Below are 18,190 nucleotides of genomic sequence, written 5' to 3'. Positions count from 1 at the left end.
CACACATACAAAAAACGAGGATTGCCATGGCAACCCTCGTTTTTTTATGCTTATTTTTTCTCTTTTATTGCCGTACGAATCGACAACTCTTCGAGTTGCGCGTCCGCGACAGGGCTCGGTGCTTGCGTCAAGAGACAGCTTGCCGAAGCCGTTTTCGGGAAGGCGATTGTGTCGCGAAGGTTCGAACGACCTGCAAGAATCATGACGAGACGGTCGAGACCGAGTGCGATTCCCGCGTGTGGTGGCGTACCATATTCGAACGCTTCGAGTAAGAAGCCGAACTGTTCAACCGCTTCTTCTTGCGTGAAGCCGAGCAATTTGAACATACGCTCTTGGATGTCTCGCTCGTAAATACGCTGTGAACCGCCGCCGAGCTCGTAACCGTTCAAGACGAGGTCATACGCTACCGCGCGTACGCTTGCCGGGTCTGTCTCGAGCAGGTGAAGGTCTTCACGGTTTGGCATCGTGAACGGATGGTGGTTCGCATAGAAGCGACCGTCTTCTTCTTCAAACGTCACGAGTGGGAAGTCCGTCACCCATAGGAAGTTGAACTTCGACTCGTCGATGAGACCAAGTTCGTGGCCGAGTTTGACGCGGAGTGCGCCAAGGCTGTCTGCGACGACAGTTGGTTTCGATGCGACGAAGAGGAGAAGGTCACCTGCTTCTGCATTCGTTGCTTCGATCAACTTCTGCGCGTACGTCTCGTCGAAGAATTTCGCGATTGGACCGTTCAAGCCTTCCGCTGTCACTTTGAGCCATGCGAGACCTTTCGCACCGTACACCGCCGTGAACTCTTGAAGCTTGTCGATGTCTTTACGTGAGAAGTTGTCCGCCTCACCTTTGACGTTGATCGCCTTGACTTGCCCGTTTGATTCGAGTGCTGCATCGAACACTTTAAAGCCAGCACCTTTCACAGCGTCTGCCACGTCGATGAGTTCGAGACCGAAGCGCGTGTCCGGCTTATCCGAACCAAAACGACGCATCGCTTCCGCGTGTGTCATCCGCTCGAACTTCGCTGGTGTGTCCGTACGACCGAGCGTCGATTCCATGACTTGTCCCATCATCGATTCCATCATCGCCATCAAGTCTTCGATGTCCATGAAGCTCGTTTCGATGTCGACTTGCGTGAATTCAGGTTGACGGTCTGCACGAAGGTCCTCGTCACGGAAGCAGCGTGCGATTTGGAAGTAACGGTCAAATCCTGCGACCATGAGCAACTGTTTGAAGAGCTGTGGTGATTGCGGGAGTGCGTAGAACTCACCACCGTGGACACGGCTCGGGACGAGATAGTCACGTGCGCCTTCTGGTGTCGACTTCGTCAAAATCGGTGTTTCGACTTCGAGGAACTCTTGCTCCGTCAAGAAGTTACGGATCGTGTTCGACGTCTTCGAGCGGAGACGGAACGTCTCTTGAAGCGCTGGACGACGAAGGTCGAGGTAACGGTATTTGAGGCGAAGGTCTTCTGAGACGTTTTCTGCTTCATCACCGATTGGGATCGGTGTCATCTTCGCTGCGTTCAAGATGTTGATCTCTGACGCGATGACTTCGATGTTTCCTGTCGGCATATTCGGGTTCTTGTTCTCACGCTCGAGAACCGTTCCTTTCACGTCGAGGACATACTCGCTACGAATCGTCTCCGCGAGTTGGTGGACTGCTTCATTTTCTGGGCGAACGACGACTTGGACGATTCCCGTGCGATCACGAAGGTCGATGAAGATGAGTCCTCCGAGGTCACGACGTTTTTGTACCCATCCTTTTAATTGTACTTCTTGGCCGATGAGTGACTCTGTCACGCGGCCGTTCATATGTGTGCGTCCGATCATTGTCCTGCTCCTTCCGATAGTTCACGAATTTTGTCTGCAACGGCCGAGAGTGGCACGTCGACTTGTTCACCAGTCGTCATATCTTTCAATGCGGCTGCCCCGCGCTCGACTTCATCATCCCCTAAGATGACTGTGAACTTGGCTTTCAGGCGGTCCGCCTGTTTGAATTGTCCTTTGAACTTGCGTCCTTGGTAATCACGGTCTGCCTTGAACCCTTCCATGCGAAGGAGTTGCAAGAGGCGTGTCGCCGTCAATTCGACTTCTTTCTCGCCTTGGGCGACGATGAAGACATCAAGTCCGGTCTCGAGTTCAGGTAAGACTCCTTCATTCTCCAATGCGAGGATGAGGCGCTCCAACCCGATCCCAAAACCGATTCCCGGCATGTCCGGTCCGCCGATATCCTGTACGAGACCGTTATAGCGTCCACCGCCACAAAGTGTCGTGATGGCTCCGAACCCTTCTGCCTCGGACATGATTTCAAACGCCGTGTGCGTATAGTAATCGAGTCCACGAACGAGTGTCGGGTCGACTTCATACGCGACGCCTAGTGCGTCAAGTTGTGCGAGCACTTGCTCAAAGTAAGCTTTCGACTCTTCGTTCAAATATTCAAGGATTGACGGTGCCGTCTTCATCGACGGGTGATCGCGGTCGACCTTGCAATCCAAGATGCGAAGCGGGTTCTTGTAAAGACGTGACTGGCAGTCTTGGCAAAGTTCACCTGCCACCGGCTCGAAGTGACGGATGAGCGCATCGCGGTGGGCGTTGCGGCTTTCCGCGTCCCCAAGCGAGTTGACGACGACTTTTATTTTCTGAAGTCCGAACGACTTGTAAATCGAGTAAGCGAGGCTGATGACCTCAGCGTCAACGGCCGGGTCACTACTGCCGATCGCTTCGACACCGTATTGGTGAAGCTGACGGAAGCGACCTTTTTGCGGGCGCTCGTAGCGGAACATCGGTCCCATATAGTAGAGCTTCGTCGGTTGGTCCGGATTTCCAAATAGCTTGTTCGTCACGAACGCACGAACGACAGATGCCGTCCCTTCTGGGCGAAGGGTGTACTCGTCTTTCCCTTTCTTCACGAGCGTGAACATCTCTTTTTGGACGATGTCCGTCGTTTCCCCGACACTGCGTGTGAACAGGTTCGTCGTTTCAAAGATTGGTGTGCGGATTTCTTTATAGTTGTAACGGGCGCTCATGTCGCGAAGTTTTTCCTCGACATATTGCCACGTCTCGACCGTGCCCGGAAGCAGGTCTTGTGTACCGCGTGGTGCTTTCATCATCACATTTCCCTCCTTAAAAAATACAAAAAGACCCTCGTCCGCAAAGGGACGAGAGCCTGTGTAAGTTTCCCGTGGTACCACCCTCGTTGCAGAGCCATTACTTGAAACTCTGCCACTCGAAATCGGTTAACGCCCGATGAGACGGCTCCCCCTACTCGGTTTCAAGGGAGCACCTCCAAAGTGTCGTTCGGGTCATCATCCAGTCGATGCTTTCAGCCTAGGCATCGCTCTCTTTGCTGGTGGGTTGACCGTACTCTTCTTTATCGTAGGTGTTTGACTATATGCTTCATGATGCCGAATCAAGCCGGCATCTGTCAAGCGTTTTTTTCGAGCATGAGCGTGACCGGTCCGTCATTAACGAGTGCGACGTCCATCATCGCACCGAAGCGTCCCGTCTCGACGATGAGCCCGTTCGCCCGGAGTCGCTCGTTGAATTTTTCATAGAGCGTCTCAGCCATGTCCGGTTTGGCGGCCTTTGTGAAAGCAGGTCGCCGTCCTTTCATCGTGTCCCCATATAAAGTGAACTGAGAGACCGACAAGATTTGACCAGACACATCTTGAATCGACAAGTTCATCTTTTCTTGATCATCCTCGAAGACGCGAAGCCCGGTCACCTTGTCGGCGAGCCAGTTCACTTCCTCTTCTGTATCTTCATGTGTCACACCGACGAGAAGCAAGTATCCGGCGTTGATTGCCCCGACGACTTCTTCCTCGACTGTGACCGATGCTTCTTTCACTCGTTGCAATAATACACGCACGTTCCTCTTCCTTTCGTCACGTCATCATGACTCGGCTGACCGAATACACGTCTGAGATTTGTTTGATGCGCTCGACGACTTTCTGCAAGTGATTCACGTTCGGAATCGAGATCGTCATCGAGATGCGGGCCTGTTTGTTTTGGTCGCCCCGACCACTGACGGCCACGATATTCGTATTCGTCGCCGATACCGCCTGTAGGACGTCGTTCAAGAGACCAGAACGATCATATCCCGTGATCTCGATATCGACGTTATAGTTCTTCTCTTTCGCCTGTCCGACTTCCCATTCGACGTCAAGGAGACGCTCCGGGTGTTGCTCATTGACAATGTTCAAGCAGTCTTTCCGGTGAATCGAGACCCCACGGCCACGGGTGATATATCCGACAATCTCATCGCCCGGGACCGGGTTACAGCAACGGCTCATACGCACGAGCATGTTGTCGATTCCTTTGACCGTCACGCCCGCCTCTGCCGTTTTCTTCTTCGGCGCCTGACTGACTTTCAATTCGCTGATCGCTTCAGAGAGCTCGAGTTTCGGCTCTTTGCGCTGCTTCTCCGTCAACTTATGCGCGACTTGAGCGGCAGTGATGCCTTGATAGCCGACAGCGGCATACATCTCTTCCTCGTTCCCGAAGTTGAACTTCTCGACGACGATACTGAGTGCCGGCTCATCGATAATCTCTTTCGGTTCAAAACCAAGTTTCTTGATTTCTGCCTCGACGAGATCTTTCCCTTTCTCGACGTTCTCTTCACGCTGTTGACGTTTGAACCATTGACGAATCTTGTTCTTCGCCTGGCTCGAAACCGCGAGTTTCAACCAGTCCTTACTCGGGCCGTAACTGTGCTTCGACGTAATGATTTCAATGATATCACCCGTCTCGAGTTTGTAGTCGAGCGGCACCATCCGACCGTTTACTTTCGCGCCCGTCATCCGATGGCCGATCTCTGTATGAATTCGGTACGCATAGTCGATCGGGACTGAGCCCTTCGGCAATTCGAAGACGTCCCCTTTCGGTGTGAAGACGTAAAGCATGTCGCTAAAGAAATCAACTTTGAGGGATTCCATGAATTCCTCGGCATCCGTCGTATCCTTTTGCAGCTCAAGAATCTCACGAAGGTGGGCGATCTTCTCGTCGAACCCGTTCGTCGAGACATTTTTTCCTTCTTTATACGCCCAGTGCGCCGCAATCCCGAACTCGGCGATGAAGTGCATGTCCTTCGTCCGAATTTGGACTTCGAGCGGTTCACCTTTCGGACCGATCACGGTCGTATGGAGCGACTGATACATGTTCGGTTTCGGCATGGCGATATAATCTTTGAAGCGTCCCGGCATCGGCTTGTATTGCGTATGGATGATCCCGAGCACCGCATAACAATCACGAATCGAATCGACGATAATGCGGACCGCCATCAAATCATAAATTTCATTGAACTCTTTTTTATGCTTCACCATCTTATTGTAGATGGAATAGATATGTTTCGGTCGGCCGTTCACGTCTGCATCGATATGCACTTCTTCTAGAACCCCGTTCACTTCCGTGATGACAGAGGTGACGAGTGCTTCTCGTTCCGTCCGTTTTTGTTTCATCATCGAGACGATCTTATAGTATTGCTGCGGGTTGATATAACGTAATGAAATATCTTCGAGCTCCCACTTGATCGTCGAGATCCCCATCCGGTGCGCGAGCGGAGCAAAGATTTCGAGCGTCTCTTCTGCCTTTTGAACTTGCTTTTCTTTCGGCATATGCTGAAGCGTCCGCATATTGTGGAGCCGGTCCGCAAGTTTGATCAAAATCACGCGCACGTCTTCTGCCATGGCGATAATCATCTTCCGATGGTTTTCGGCGAGTTCTTCTTTTTTCGATTTATATTTGATCTTCCCAAGTTTCGTGACCCCATCGACAAGCATGGCCACGTCCGGACCAAAATCGTCCGTCAATTGCTGTAACGAAATATCCGTGTCTTCGACAACATCATGCAAGAGCGCTCCAATAATCGTCGTGGCATCTAAGCCGATATCAACGAGAATGCCGGCCACTTGGACCGGATGGAGGATATAGGGCTCGCCCGAACGTCGGAACTGACCGGTATGATGAAGTTTTGCGTATTCGTAAGCGCGTTTCACTTCGGCTATATCGTCGTCACCCATATACTCCCCGAGCGCGTCGAGAAGATCCTCAATACTTACGATTTGTTTTTTGGTCATAACATTCGACACCCTTTTTCTAACCGCTCCAATCGCCTCGGATTCGTCGCAGCATGGTAGTAGTTTGTATTCAAGATTCTGTGATTTTTATAACCATTATCGAAAAAATCTGACGACCTGTCAAAGGTTGTAGGTTATTTTCCTCAAAAACTATTCAAAAACGGGAAGCATGTCGCTTCCCGTTCAAATTAGTCTTCGTAGCGGATGAGTGAGAACACGTCGTATCCTTCGAGACGCTCACGTCCACCAAGTCCATCGAGTTCGATCAAGAACCCGATACCCGCCACAACTCCACCGAGTTGTTCAATCATTTTAATCGTCGCTTCAATCGTACCACCTGTTGCGAGCAAGTCATCCAAGATGACAACTTGTTGTCCAGGTTGGATTGAATCTTTGTGCATCGTTAAGATGTCTGTTCCGTACTCGAGACCGTATGATACACGTACTGTCTCACGTGGTAACTTTCCTTCTTTACGTACAGGTACGAACCCGAGTTCAAGTGCATATGCTGCCGGGCAACCGACGACAAATCCGCGCGCTTCCGGTCCAGCGATCAACTCGGCTCCACGTTCACGTGCATAAGCGACGAGCTCATCTACCGATTTCTTGTAGACTTCGCCATTTTGCATGAGTGACGTGATGTCTTTGAAGCTGATTCCTTCCTTCGGGTAATCTGCTACTTCTTTAATATGCTGTTTGAAATCCATTTTATGTGTATGCCTCCTGCATCTTGTTCGATCGCAACGATTGTAACCGCTCTTTGAGCTCCGCCAATGACGCGTATACGAAACGCTCTTCGAGTTGTTGGCGCCCAATCCGGCGTTGATAGCACGGCGCCTCGGTCAAATCGCGTTTCGGTGCTTCTGGATTGACTCCAGGCAGTCCGTCTTCCATTGTAACAAGAAATTCGAGTTCAGAGAATACTTGATGCATAAATTGAATCGTATTTTTTGACCATTTTCGCTCTTTTGACAGACGAATCAGGTTTTCACGAAGATTTTTCCGTTCGCATGTCGCCATATGGACATAATACGTTCGGAAATCCTCACGGGATGGAAGACGTTCAAAGAACGAGTCTCCTTGACCGAAGGCACAATAAATGCGTTCGACCCCTTCATGAAGTTTCTCTGCGAGTACCTCTTCATCATCAGGAAGATCGAGCAGGACGACGAAACGGTTGAGCGGTTCATCTCCTTCATGGAGTGGAAAATCTTCGTTCGTCCCTTGGAAAGATAAAAATGACGTCTGTTCTTTCGGCAAATCTTTCAACTCTTGCATCGATTTTTTCTTCCCTCGATAGTCAAACACTTGGAAATCATCGACCCGTAAATCTTGAATCATGAGCTGCGGTTTACGCATTCCGTTCCATTCGTTGACTTGAAGACTTCCCATCACCGAGATATGAGCCATCTTTGAAATCTCTGAAACGACGTGCCCGAATCCAAATCCGATGCCATCGAGCTCACGCTTGTCTCCGGCGAGTTGTACTTTCAAATGCGTGGCATCCCGTCCGATTTGGCGAATATCACGCAGTTTCGCATCTGCGACGACGACACGAGGGGATGGATTCCCCATACCAAATGGCGCGAGCTTTCCAATCTCTGAGATCAAATCGAGCGAAACGTCGTTAACGGAGAGTTTCAAGTCGACGTTGACTCGTGGTACAAATACGTCATCCGGGATGGACTCCGCCTGACGGTTCAGTCGCTCTCGTAGTTCGGCGACATGTTCCGACTGAAGGGTCATCCCGGCCGCAGCTGGATGTCCGCCAAAGTGTGGCAAAATATCTTCATTCTTCGAAAGCTCTTTAAATAAGTCAAACCCATCAATCGAGCGACCCGACCCTTTCGCCTTGCCCGTCTCAGGGTCGTGGCAAAGGAGGATGACTGGACGATAGTACGCCTCGACGAGACGAGATGCGACAATCCCGACAACTCCAGGATTCCACTTCTCACTTGCCACGACGAGTACACGGTCCTCGGTCATCGATGCTTCGACGAGTTCTTTCGCTTCAGCAGCGATCGTCTTGACGATGTCTTGACGTTCTTTGTTTTGCTTATCGAGCTGTTTTGCGAGCTCGAGCGCTTCCTCGACATGTTCAGCTAGGAGCATTTGTAATGCCGGCATCGCTGAATCGAGTCGACCTGCGGCATTGATGCGTGGACCGAACGCGAAACCGACCGACTCTTCGTTCAATACGCTGTCACCGAGACCACATACTTCACGTAATGCTAGAATACCTGGACGTTTTGAAGCCTCGAGTGCGGCGATTCCCTTCTTCGCGAGCAACCGATTCTCTCCGTCGAGTGGGACGAGGTCGGCAATCGTTCCGAGGACGGCCAAATCAAGGAGTTCTTCCGGCATTCTTCCTAAAACGGCGTGTGCCACTTTGAGGGCGACCCCCGCTCCGGCGAGTTTATCGTATGGATATCCCGGGTCGATATGCGGATGAATGATCGCATAGGCGTCCGGCAATGTCTCTTTCGGCTCGTGGTGGTCCGTGATGATCAAATCGACACCAAGGTCTTTTAAGAGTGTCGCTTCTTCAATCCCTGAAATTCCGCAATCCACCGTGATGACCAAGGTGAATCCCTCGTTCGCCGCCCATTGGAATGCTTCTTTGTTCGGTCCATATCCTTCCGTGAAACGGTTCGGGATATAACACTCGGCCATGACACCGATTTCGGTCAACGCGTGCCACATGACGGATGAGGCGCTGACTCCATCGACATCGTAGTCACCATAGATGAGCACCATCTCCCCATCGTCTGCTGCCTGTTTGATGCGGGTGACGACTTTCTCCATCTGTTCAAACAAGTACGGGTCATGAAAGATGAGTTCTTCCTCGGCATATAAGAATGCCTTGGCCGCTTCTACGTCCTGATGACCACGCTGAACGAGCAACGTCGCCAGTTGTGCTGATATATTTAATTCGTTTTGTAAACGCGTGACGTCGTCCGGATTCGTTTCCGGATAGAGCCACTGTTTCTTCGAATGGTACATGTCCTTCACTCCAATCAATTGTAGATTATAGCAGACCGCGTGAAAGATGTGCCGTCTTGACATTTGAAAAGGTCTCCCGATTGAAGGGAGACCCACTTGTTACGCCTCTGTGACCGACGTATCTTTTTTCTTGTTGATTGTCGTACGTTTGATGAGGAGCCATAAATACGATGCAATGAAGATCGAAGAATACATCCCCATGAAAAGTCCGACGATGAGGGCGAGCGAGAAGCTACGAATCGACTCTGCCCCGAACGCATACAAGGCAATCGCTGTGACGAGTACCGTGATGACCGTATTCACGGAACGGACGATCGTCTCTTGAATCGACTTGTTGATGATTGACTCATAGACGTCCATCGACTTGATTTTTCGTTCCTTTTCATACGACGTGATGTTCTCGCGGACCCGGTCGAACGTAACAATCGTATCATTGACCGAGTAACCGATGATGGTCAAGATTGCGGCGATGAAGTACAAGTTGACCTCGATCCCAAATAACGAGAACGCGACAATCATGAAGAAGGCATCGTGTAACATCGCGATAACAGTTGCAAGTGCATATGAGAATTGGAAACGGACCGTGATGTAGAGAATGATCCCGATCGAAGCGACGGCTACCGCATACAAAGCATTTTTCGCCAAGTCACGACCGACTTGAGCAGAGACGGTGCTGATATTCGGGTCGTTCCCGAACTGTTCGGTGAACGCCGTTTTGACGTTCGCGACTTCCTCTTGCCCTAATTGACCGACGAAAGTGACATATGCCAAGCGACCTTCATCTGCATATTGGACGCTTGAAATCTCTTGGTCGACACCGGCATCGTTGAACGCTTGCGTGAATTCCTCTTGCGATACGCGTTCTTCCGTCAAGACTTCGACGCGTGTCCCTGAAGCAAAATCGATTCCGAGGTTCAACCCACGGAAGAACAAGAGACCGATCCCGAGAACGACGATTGCCGTCGAAACCAAGAACATCGTGCGCATATGTTTCACGTAATTCCATTCAGTAAGCTTAAAGTTCACGGATTTCACTCTCCTTCACACCAAACCATCCTTTGCGTTTGTCGAACAGACGACTTGAGACAAGGAGGTGCATCAAATAACGTGAGATGAATACGTTCGAGATGAACGTCATCCCGATTGAGATCATGAGCATGACGGCGAACCCTTTGACCGAGCTTTGTCCGAAATAGAACAAGACCGCAGCCGAGATGAGCGTCGTCAAGTTGGCATCGATGATCGTACTGAGGGAACGACGGTTACCTGCACGGAATGCCGATAAGACCGATTTTCCAGAGCGGAGCTCGTCCTTGATTCGTTCCGCCGTAATGATGTTCGCATCGACTGCCATACCGACCCCGAGGACGAGTGCCGCAATCCCTGGGAGCGTCAAGACCGCGTTGATTCCGTTGAAGAACAACATGATCAAGTTGATGTACAGAACAAGCGTGATGATCGACACAAGTCCTGGGAGACGATAGAAGAACAACATGAAGAGGAACACAGCGATGATTCCGATTGTTGCGGCAAATACCGTTTCTTCTAAAGCATCTTGACCGAACTGGGCCGATACAGATGTCGAGTAAATCTCATCAAGTTTGACTGGGAGCGCCCCTGCGTTCAAGATGTCCGCAAGGCGTTGACCGCTTTCCGCGTCAATTCCACCACCTGAGATGATGGCTTTATCCGATAAGATCGGGCTCGTTACCGAAGCATCTGACACAATCTTCGAGTTCTCTTTTTGAACTTCTTCCTCATATGTGTCGCCCTCTTCATAGTCGAGCCAGATGACCAGACGGTTCTCAGGAGGTGGAAGTTGTGCAATCTCAGATGTCACTTCGCCAAACTTGTCGGCCGATTGGAGTGTCAGCTCAACGACCGGTTGTCCTTGTTGGTTGTAGCTGAGCGCTGCCCCACGCGGCGCCAAGTCTTTCCCATCGAGCAAGACGTTGTCGTTCACGTCACGGAATGTCAATTGTGCCGTAGACGAGAGAACTTCACGCGCTTCGTTTTGGTTCGATACGCCCGCGAGCTGGACACGGATGCGATTGTTTTCTTCGATTCGAACGTCCGGTTCAGAAACTCCGAGGACGTTGATTCGGTTATTGATGGCGCGAACGGTTGCATTCATCGCCGACTCGTCGATGACGTCGCCGTCTTCGAGCGGTTGTACTTCATACAAAACTTCGAATCCACCTTTTAAGTCGAGTCCGAGGTTCGTGTTCTTGACGACCCATGGTGTCGTGAACACTGCGAGCAGGATTGTCGCAATCATGATGATCGCAAAAATCGCAATGTTGCCTTTTTTGTACATACGACTATTTCCTTTCTAAACCACTGTTCTTGATAAAAACTTCTCTCGTTAACATTACAAATTTTCTAAACATTTATCAATCATTTTCCTAAAATTGTAACGACCTTCACAGATTGTTTGACTAAATTTGCGTATAAGACTAAATGTTGCACATGGGCAAAACTTCATGTATGATGTAGCTAACATCACAACATCAAAGGAGTCTTTCCACATGGACAGCACAATTATTTTCGCGTTTCTCCTCACCTTGTTCGCAGGGCTTGCGACAGGGATTGGGAGTATGATCGCATTCTTTGCGAAACGGACGAACACGGCTTTCTTATCCATCTCTCTCGGATTTTCAGGCGGTGTCATGATCTATGTATCGTTCATCGAGATTTTCCCAAAGGCGCTTGACGAGCTCGTCGGTGCACACGGAGAGTATACGGGAACGATTTACACCGTCCTCGCATTCTTCGGTGGAATGTTCTTGATTGGCATGATCGATAAGTTCATTCCGAAAATGGAGAATCCACACGAAGTCAAGTTCGTTGAGTCGATGCAGAATGACCCGACAACACATGAACTGGCAACGACGACGACAAGTGAAGCGGCTCCAATCAGCCATCCAGAGGTACAAAATCGACTTAAAAAAATGGGGATTTTCATGGCACTCGCCATCGGGATTCACAACTTCCCGGAAGGACTTGCGACGTTCATCTCAGCGCTTGATGACCCAACCGTCGGTGTGGCCATCGCCATCGCAATCGCACTGCATAACATTCCGGAAGGGATCGCCGTCTCCGTGCCAATTTATTATGCGACAGGTTCACGGAAGAAGGCGTTCAAGCTTTCGATGTTATCCGGTCTCGCCGAGCCAGCTGGGGCTGCCATCGGATTTTTAATTCTCATGCCGTTCTTGAGTGACACCGTCTTCGGACTCTTGTTCGCGGCAGTCGGTGGGATCATGGTATTCATCTCACTCGACGAGTTACTCCCTGCCGCCCGTGAATATGGGCATGCCCACCATTCGATGTATGGAATGGTCGCCGGCATGATCGTCATGGCGACAAGTCTTATCTTATTAATGTAACGAGCAATGCCCTGACGCGCACGTCAGGGCATTTTTTATGTCGTTTTAAACACATGGACGACATCTTTTAATTCAGACGACATGTGACTCATCGTTTCAGCGATACCGTTGATCTCTTGAATGGCTGCCAGCTGTTCCTCAACATTGGCGCCCGCTTCTTCGACGCTACGCTGTGTCGAGACGGCGTTCGTCGACATATCTTCAACAGAGACAGCAACTTCAGTCGTGTTGGCACTCACTTCCTCTGTCGCTGCCGCAATCTCACTCATTTGACGCGACGTCTCTTCGATGACCGATACGATCTCCCGGAACGCCTCAGCCACTTCTCCCATCTGTGATACCCCATTCTCCACATGTACGCTCGATTCTTCGAACGCCGATTCGACTTGTTCCGTGTCACGTTGAATGTCACGGACGACGGTCTGGATTTGAATGGCGGATTGTTTCGATTCCTCAGCGAGCTTTCTCACTTCTGCCGCGACGACGGCAAACCCTTTTCCGTGTTCACCCGCACGTGCCGCTTCAATCGCCGCATTTAAAGCAAGTAAGTTCGTCTGTTCCGTGATGGCCGTGATGGAACGGGTAATCTTTTCAATCTCAAGCGACTGATTCGATAGACGGTTCACCATCTGTTGGGTGAGCTCGTTGGCACGTCGAATTTCTTGCATTCGTTTCTCTGCCAATTGAACGGTCTCAAGTCCACCGTTCGCCGCCTCGAGTGTATGTATCGTCTGCTCATTCACACCTTGCGATGCCGCAGCGATTTGATTCAAACCATCGACCGCTTGATTGACACCAATCGTTCCTTCTTCCGCTCGCTTCGAGGATCCTTGCGCAGCCACATTCATCTCTTCGAACAATCGAGAGACGCCTTGGGTCGTTGTCGCGACATGGTCTGTGCTTGCGTAAAGTTCTTCAGAGTAAGCGGTCACTTTGTCCGACGCTTCTCCAACCCGACGAATCAAGCCGACCAGGTTATGCTTCATTTCATTGAATGCCGTTACCAGGTCTCCTAGTTCATCGTTAGAGGCGACCTCGATATCTTCTCCCGTCAAATCCCCTTCTGCCATGATGCGTGCCTGACGACCAAGTCGATTGATTGGTTTCAAGAAGAGGCGCTGTAAGGCAAGTAAAGACAGAACTCCAATCACGACACCGCCAATGCTGATGATGAGCATCCAGAGGATTGAACTTTCCGCTTCAGCCTGTACAGCTTTCGTCTCGGATGCGAGGAGTTCGTCCTTGTATTCAACAAGGTCTGTCACCGTCATCCGAACTCGGTCCGTCGTCGGTGTCACACTTGTGTTGAGCACCGTCTTATAGCCGATTTCGTCTTGTTGTTGACGAAGTTCGACGGCACGGTTCATCTCACGGTCTAGTAGCTCGTTAAATTTCTCCAAATCGCCCAACCAAGACAAGACCTTTTCATCAGATGATGATGCTTTCAGTTTCTTCATCAATTCGTCTCGCTGCTCTTGAGCTCCCTGTAAACTGATGAGCGTCTTCGGATTGGCCACAAGCATATAGTAGTTCAAATAGCGTTCGGCATCCGTCACCGCTAGTGATAGATTCTCCGCAAGCAGCATCTCCTGCATGCCTTCACTGAGGACCCGGTCATAAGCAGCAGTCGATTGTCTCAATTGATAAGACCCGAGCGCGCCGACAATGACGAGAGCAATGATCGTCGGAATGAGTGCGATGGACATCCGTCGTCTCAGGGACGAGCGTCCTTTCTGTTTCGTACCACTTCGTTTTATGGTCCAGCCTTTCCACTTCTTCATCGGGTTAATCAATCGTTTCACGTCCATGTCATTCGTTCTCCTTCATCTCGGATTTCTTCTCAACTTGACATTAATGCAAACGTTTTCACGAATCAAATCGATTTTTCGAAATGAGGTGGATAAATTTTGAATCCGATTCGTTTTGACAAAAAGAAGCCATCTTTGTATACTTTAAATCGTAATTATTACGTTTTGAAAGGATTCTCTATGATTGTGGAACATACAAAGTTATTAATCATTGGTGCTGGTGTACACGGGATGACCCTCGCCATCTCATATATGGAACAAGGCGGGTGCTTGGAAGATTTGATTATCATCGATCGACTCACTGACCCGTTAGCGAACTGGAAACAACAAACTTCATCCATCTCCATGTCGCATCTGCGTTCGACCCGAGTGCATCACGTTTCGTCGAATCCCCATGCGTTGAAGCAGTTCGCCTCGCGCTATGCCTATCGTTCCAATCATTTCAAAGATACGTTCGGACGTCCTTCGCTCGAACTGTTCAACGACCATGCCGAGACGTCATGGAACGACTATCGTCTTCAAGAACGTTTCCTCGGGGATGAGCGTGTGCTGACTGTTCGAAAAGACGAGACACGTTATCATATCCGGACGGACCGTCGTCTCATCACGGCCGACGCGGTCATTGTCGCCATCGGGCAATCTGGACATGTCGTGTTACCGGAGTGGACTGACGAACATTGTCGGCATGTCTTCATGAAAGACCCGTCGGACGAATCAGATGAAGTGATCATCGTCGGCGGTGGCATCACGGCACTACACTACGTGGTGAAGCGTGCCAAACAAGGTCACCGTGTCACCCTTGTGACGAGACGTCCGCTCGAAGTGAGTCAATTTGACGCCGATCGACAGTTCATGGGACCGAAAGGATTAGATGACTTCCATCGTCTAAAACAAGACTGGACGACAAAACGATCATTCATCGCCCGTGAACGAAAACCGGGATCGGCTCCGAACGATCTCGTCTTAAAAGTGAAGCGCCTCATACAGACGAACGCTGTGACGCACATCATCGGAGAAGTCGAGCGGGACAGTGGTTCGCTATTTGTGAACGGTGAACAACTTGCCGGAAAAGAAGTCGTCTGTTGTACGGGAATCAGACCTCATCCTGTGAAAGAAACATTTCTTCAGCCCTTGATGGAACAATTCAACCTACCTCTCACTCCATGTGGCACCCCTGTCCTGAACGAGCATCTTGAATGGACGCCTGGACTTTACTTGACCGGTCCTTACGCCGATTTGATCATCGGTCCGTTCGCAAGAGCCGTCTATGGCGGACAAGAAGCCGCTCGAAGAATCCTCCCCCAACTTTTAGCGACACAAAAAAGCGTCTGACCGTATCGGTCAGACGCTTACTTGCTTATTCCTCAAATGAGGCATTCGCTTTTTTCACGACTTCCGCAACTGCGCTTCGGTTGAAGCGGAGAAGCGATTGATCGCATTTCAAAACGACATGTGTGTCTTCGATTTGATGAACGACGCCGTGTAAACCACCGATTGTGACAACGCTGTCGCCACGCTCGAGGGCGTTTTGCATCGCTTGTACTTCTTTTTGGCGTTTCGTCTGTGGACGAATCAAAAGGAAGTAAAATACGACGAAAATCAAGATCATTGGTAATAACGCAACGATTGTTTCCATGAGTAACATTCACCCTTTCCTTCAATATCAGGTTCATTATACCGTGAAACTGAAGCATTGTCACACAATGTCCGACATGATTGCTTAGAAATTCTTCGCGTTCGGCTTGTTGTAGCCGTATTCTTCAAAGAACTCTTCTTTGAAATCGAGCAAGCGGTCTTCACGAATCGCTTGACGAACCTGCTCCATCAACTTCACGAGGAAGTGAAGATTGTGTGTCGTACACAAGTGAAGACCAAACATCTCATCCGCTCGAATCAAGTGGTGAACGTACGCACGCGAGTAATTCTTACACGTGTTACAGTCACACTTCTCATCGATTGGACCGAAGTCCGTCTTGTACTTCGCTTGTTTGATTGTGACGCGACCTTTCGACGTCATGAGCGTTCCGTTTCGTGCAATACGTGTCGGAAGGACACAGTCGAACATGTCGATTCCGCGAATCGATCCTTCAATTAACGCATCAGGTGAGCCGACGCCCATCAAATAACGCGGTTTGTTCTCTGGCATGAGCGGCGTCGTGAATTCGAGGGCACGATACATGACGTCTTTCGGTTCACCGACCGAGAGACCACCGACCGCATATCCTGGGAAATCAAGTGAGACGAGGTCTTGGGCGCTTTGACGACGAAGGTCCTCATATTCTCCACCTTGGATGATGCCGAAGAGCGCCTGGTCTTCTGGACGTTCGTGTGCCTCGAGGCAACGTTCCGCCCAACGGCTCGTCCGCTCGACTGACTTCTTCATGTATTCATGCGTCGCCGGATAAGGCGGGCACTCGTCGAATGCCATCATGATGTCCGAGCCGAGCGCGTTTTGAATCTCCATCGCCTTTTCTGGTGACAAGAACAACTTGTCGCCGTTCAAATGGTTACGGAAATGTACGCCTTCCTCTTGAATGTTTCGGAGGTCGGCCAGTGAGAACACTTGGAATCCACCCGAGTCCGTGAGGATTGCCCCGTCCCAGTTCATGAACTTATGAAGTCCACCCGCTTGTTTGATGACCTCATGTCCTGGACGAACCCAGAGATGATACGTGTTCGACAAGATAATGTTCGCACCCATCGCCTTGACCTGTTCAGGTGCCATCGTCTTGACGCTCGCTTGCGTCCCGACCGGCATGAAGACCGGTGTCTCGAACGACCCGTGCGGCGTATGGACGATTCCGTGCCGCGCTCCGGTCTGTTTGCATGTGTGGATGTGTTCGTATGTGACTGCATGTTTTGTCATTTTGTTACTTCCTTCCTCGTGATGAGCATCGCGTCTCCAAAGCTGAAGAAGCGGTATCGTTCTGCGACCGCAGTCCGATAAGCGTGTAAGATGATGTCGCGCGTCGCGAACGCCGAGACGAGCATAACGAGCGTCGATTTAGGCAAGTGGAAGTTCGTGATCAATCCATCGATCGCCTTCAACTCGACACCCGGGTAGATAAAGATATCCGTCCAGCCCGATGACTCGACGAAGTCCCCATGGTCTCGCATGATCGTCTCGAGTGTCCGCGTCGATGTCGTGCCGACCGCAAAGATGCGACCGCCATTCGCTCGAATCTCCCGAAGCGCAGCTGCCGATTCAGCAGACAACTCGAAATATTCACTATGCATCGTATGTTCCTCGATCGAATCAGCCGTCACCGGACGGAACGTCCCGAGGCCGACGTGAAGCGTGAGCGGGATTAACCGAACCCCTTTCGCTTTGGCTGCTTCGAGCAGTTCCTCGGTGAAATGAAGACCGGCTGTCGGAGCGGCCGCACTGCCTCGTTCACGGGCATAGACCGTTTGATAACGGTCTTGGTCATCGAGTTGTTCGCGAATGTACGGTGGGAGCGGCATCGTTCCGAGCTCATCTAAAATCTCATAGAAGATGCCGTCGTAGTCAAACTTGAAACGACGTCCGCCTTCTGGGAGTTCCTCGACACATTCCGCGCGGAGAAGACCGTCCCCGAACTCGACGATGGACCCGACGCGAACTTTTTTCGCCGGTTTGACGAGCGCTTCCCATACATCATCTTCCGTCTGTTTCAACAAGAGCAGTTCGACTTTCCCGCCTGTTTCTTGCTTCGCCCCAAAGAGACGTGCCGGTAAGACGCGCGAATCGTTGACGACAAGCGCATCCCCTTCGTTCAAGTAATCGAGCACGTCACGGAAATGACGATGTTCGATGTCCCCTGTCTCGCGGTCTAATACGAGCAAGCGTGAGCTCGTCCGATCAAGCAATGGGACTTGCGCGATCAACTCTTCTGGCAATTCAAAATCATAATCGTTTACGTTCAATTGAATGTCTTGCATAC

The 18,190-nt window shown here is 50.6% G+C and carries 12 protein-coding genes, 1 pseudogene and 1 other annotated feature; of the genes and pseudogenes, 2 read left to right on the top strand and 11 right to left on the bottom strand.

Annotation, left to right across the window (positions count from 1 at the left end; translation table 11 throughout):
* Positions 1 to 50: 50 nt before the first annotated feature.
* The 7 genes and pseudogenes from aspS to secD all read right to left on the bottom strand — a co-directional run bounded on the left by aspS (position 51) and on the right by secD (position 11,387).
* Positions 51 to 1,823: an aspartate--tRNA ligase gene (gene aspS / locus EAT1B_RS13840; RefSeq protein WP_015881179.1), complete on the bottom strand. Its 1,773-nt coding sequence runs from the start codon at positions 1,821 to 1,823 to the stop codon at positions 51 to 53.
* Positions 1,820 to 3,100, bottom strand: coding sequence for a histidine--tRNA ligase (gene hisS / locus EAT1B_RS13835; protein ID WP_041918160.1), 1,281 nt, complete (start codon positions 3,098 to 3,100; stop codon positions 1,820 to 1,822). The genes aspS and hisS overlap by 4 nt, the downstream gene beginning before the upstream one ends.
* A 44-nt stretch (positions 3,101 to 3,144) precedes the next feature.
* Positions 3,145 to 3,379: a binding site (T-box leader), on the bottom strand.
* 38 nt (positions 3,380 to 3,417) lie between these two features.
* Positions 3,418 to 3,861, bottom strand: coding sequence for a D-aminoacyl-tRNA deacylase (dtd, locus tag EAT1B_RS13830; protein WP_015881177.1), 444 nt, complete (start codon positions 3,859 to 3,861; stop codon positions 3,418 to 3,420).
* A 16-nt stretch (positions 3,862 to 3,877) separates the two neighbouring features.
* Positions 3,878 to 6,067, bottom strand: coding sequence for a bifunctional (p)ppGpp synthetase/guanosine-3',5'-bis(diphosphate) 3'-pyrophosphohydrolase (locus EAT1B_RS13825; protein ID WP_015881176.1), 2,190 nt, complete (start codon positions 6,065 to 6,067; stop codon positions 3,878 to 3,880).
* A gap of 188 nt (positions 6,068 to 6,255) precedes the next feature.
* Positions 6,256 to 6,774, bottom strand: coding sequence for an adenine phosphoribosyltransferase (locus EAT1B_RS13820; RefSeq protein WP_015881175.1), 519 nt, complete (start codon positions 6,772 to 6,774; stop codon positions 6,256 to 6,258).
* A 1-nt stretch (position 6,775) separates the two neighbouring features.
* Complete coding sequence (gene recJ / locus EAT1B_RS13815; RefSeq protein ID WP_237708245.1) at positions 6,776 to 9,133, bottom strand: single-stranded-DNA-specific exonuclease RecJ; 2,358 nt, start codon at positions 9,131 to 9,133, stop codon at positions 6,776 to 6,778.
* Positions 9,134 to 9,169: 36 nt separating this feature from the next.
* Positions 9,170 to 11,387 (bottom strand): annotated as a pseudogene (secD, locus tag EAT1B_RS16180) (protein translocase subunit SecD).
* A gap of 211 nt (positions 11,388 to 11,598) precedes the next feature.
* Between secD and zupT the strand changes: the two are divergent.
* The gene (gene zupT, locus EAT1B_RS13805) at positions 11,599 to 12,459 is read left to right on the top strand and encodes a zinc transporter ZupT (RefSeq protein WP_015881173.1); all 861 of its coding nucleotides are present in this window, start codon (positions 11,599 to 11,601) and stop codon (positions 12,457 to 12,459) included.
* A gap of 35 nt (positions 12,460 to 12,494) precedes the next feature.
* On the opposite strand, the gene EAT1B_RS13800 is transcribed toward zupT, so the two are convergent.
* Positions 12,495 to 14,267, bottom strand: a complete 1,773-nt coding sequence (locus tag EAT1B_RS13800) for a methyl-accepting chemotaxis protein (RefSeq protein ID WP_015881172.1) — start codon at positions 14,265 to 14,267, stop codon at positions 12,495 to 12,497.
* Positions 14,268 to 14,447: 180 nt separating this feature from the next.
* Here EAT1B_RS13800 and EAT1B_RS13795 point away from each other — a divergent pair, with 180 nt between their 5' ends.
* On the top strand, positions 14,448 to 15,599 hold the full coding sequence (locus tag EAT1B_RS13795; protein WP_015881171.1) for an NAD(P)-binding domain-containing protein: 1,152 nt from the start codon (positions 14,448 to 14,450) through the stop codon (positions 15,597 to 15,599).
* 25 nt (positions 15,600 to 15,624) lie between these two features.
* On the opposite strand, the gene yajC is transcribed toward EAT1B_RS13795, so the two are convergent.
* The 3 genes from yajC to queA all read right to left on the bottom strand — a co-directional run bounded on the left by yajC (position 15,625) and on the right by queA (position 18,188).
* Positions 15,625 to 15,903 (bottom strand): preprotein translocase subunit YajC, encoded by a 279-nt coding sequence (gene yajC / locus EAT1B_RS13790; RefSeq protein ID WP_031421435.1) that lies wholly within the window; start codon positions 15,901 to 15,903, stop codon positions 15,625 to 15,627.
* 84 nt (positions 15,904 to 15,987) lie between these two features.
* Entirely contained in the window at positions 15,988 to 17,133 is a 1,146-nt protein-coding gene (gene tgt, locus EAT1B_RS13785; RefSeq protein ID WP_015881169.1) for a tRNA guanosine(34) transglycosylase Tgt, read from the bottom strand.
* Entirely contained in the window at positions 17,130 to 18,188 is a 1,059-nt protein-coding gene (gene queA / locus EAT1B_RS13780) for a tRNA preQ1(34) S-adenosylmethionine ribosyltransferase-isomerase QueA (RefSeq protein WP_015881168.1), read from the bottom strand. Before queA ends, tgt begins: the two co-directional genes overlap by 4 nt.
* Positions 18,189 to 18,190 lie beyond the last annotated feature (2 nt).

This window comes from Exiguobacterium sp. AT1b, from assembly GCF_000023045.1.
In the GTDB taxonomy this organism is placed as follows: Bacteria; Bacillota; Bacilli; order Exiguobacteriales; family Exiguobacteriaceae; genus Exiguobacterium.
The sequence above is the reverse complement of the archived record's forward strand: the minus strand, read 5'-3'. Positions and strand labels throughout refer to the sequence as shown.

Bases quoted from the DNA above. Each gene is read 5' to 3' on its own strand.
- tgt (WP_015881169.1), bottom strand. From the start codon at position 17,133: ATGACAAAACATGCAGTCACATACGAACACATCCACACATGCAAACAG.
- EAT1B_RS13800 (WP_015881172.1), bottom strand. From the start codon at position 14,267: ATGGACGTGAAACGATTGATTAACCCGATGAAGAAGTGGAAAGGCTGG.
- EAT1B_RS13795 (WP_015881171.1), top strand. From the start codon at position 14,448: ATGATTGTGGAACATACAAAGTTATTAATCATTGGTGCTGGTGTACAC.
- queA (WP_015881168.1), bottom strand. From the start codon at position 18,188: ATGCAAGACATTCAATTGAACGTAAACGATTATGATTTTGAATTGCCA.
- recJ (WP_237708245.1), bottom strand. From the start codon at position 9,133: ATGTCAAGACGGCACATCTTTCACGCGGTCTGCTATAATCTACAATTG.
- hisS (WP_041918160.1), bottom strand. From the start codon at position 3,100: ATGAAAGCACCACGCGGTACACAAGACCTGCTTCCGGGCACGGTCGAG.
- aspS (WP_015881179.1), bottom strand. From the start codon at position 1,823: ATGATCGGACGCACACATATGAACGGCCGCGTGACAGAGTCACTCATC.
- yajC (WP_031421435.1), bottom strand. From the start codon at position 15,903: ATGGAAACAATCGTTGCGTTATTACCAATGATCTTGATTTTCGTCGTA.
- zupT (WP_015881173.1), top strand. From the start codon at position 11,599: ATGGACAGCACAATTATTTTCGCGTTTCTCCTCACCTTGTTCGCAGGG.
- EAT1B_RS13825 (WP_015881176.1), bottom strand. From the start codon at position 6,067: ATGACCAAAAAACAAATCGTAAGTATTGAGGATCTTCTCGACGCGCTC.
- EAT1B_RS13820 (WP_015881175.1), bottom strand. From the start codon at position 6,774: ATGGATTTCAAACAGCATATTAAAGAAGTAGCAGATTACCCGAAGGAA.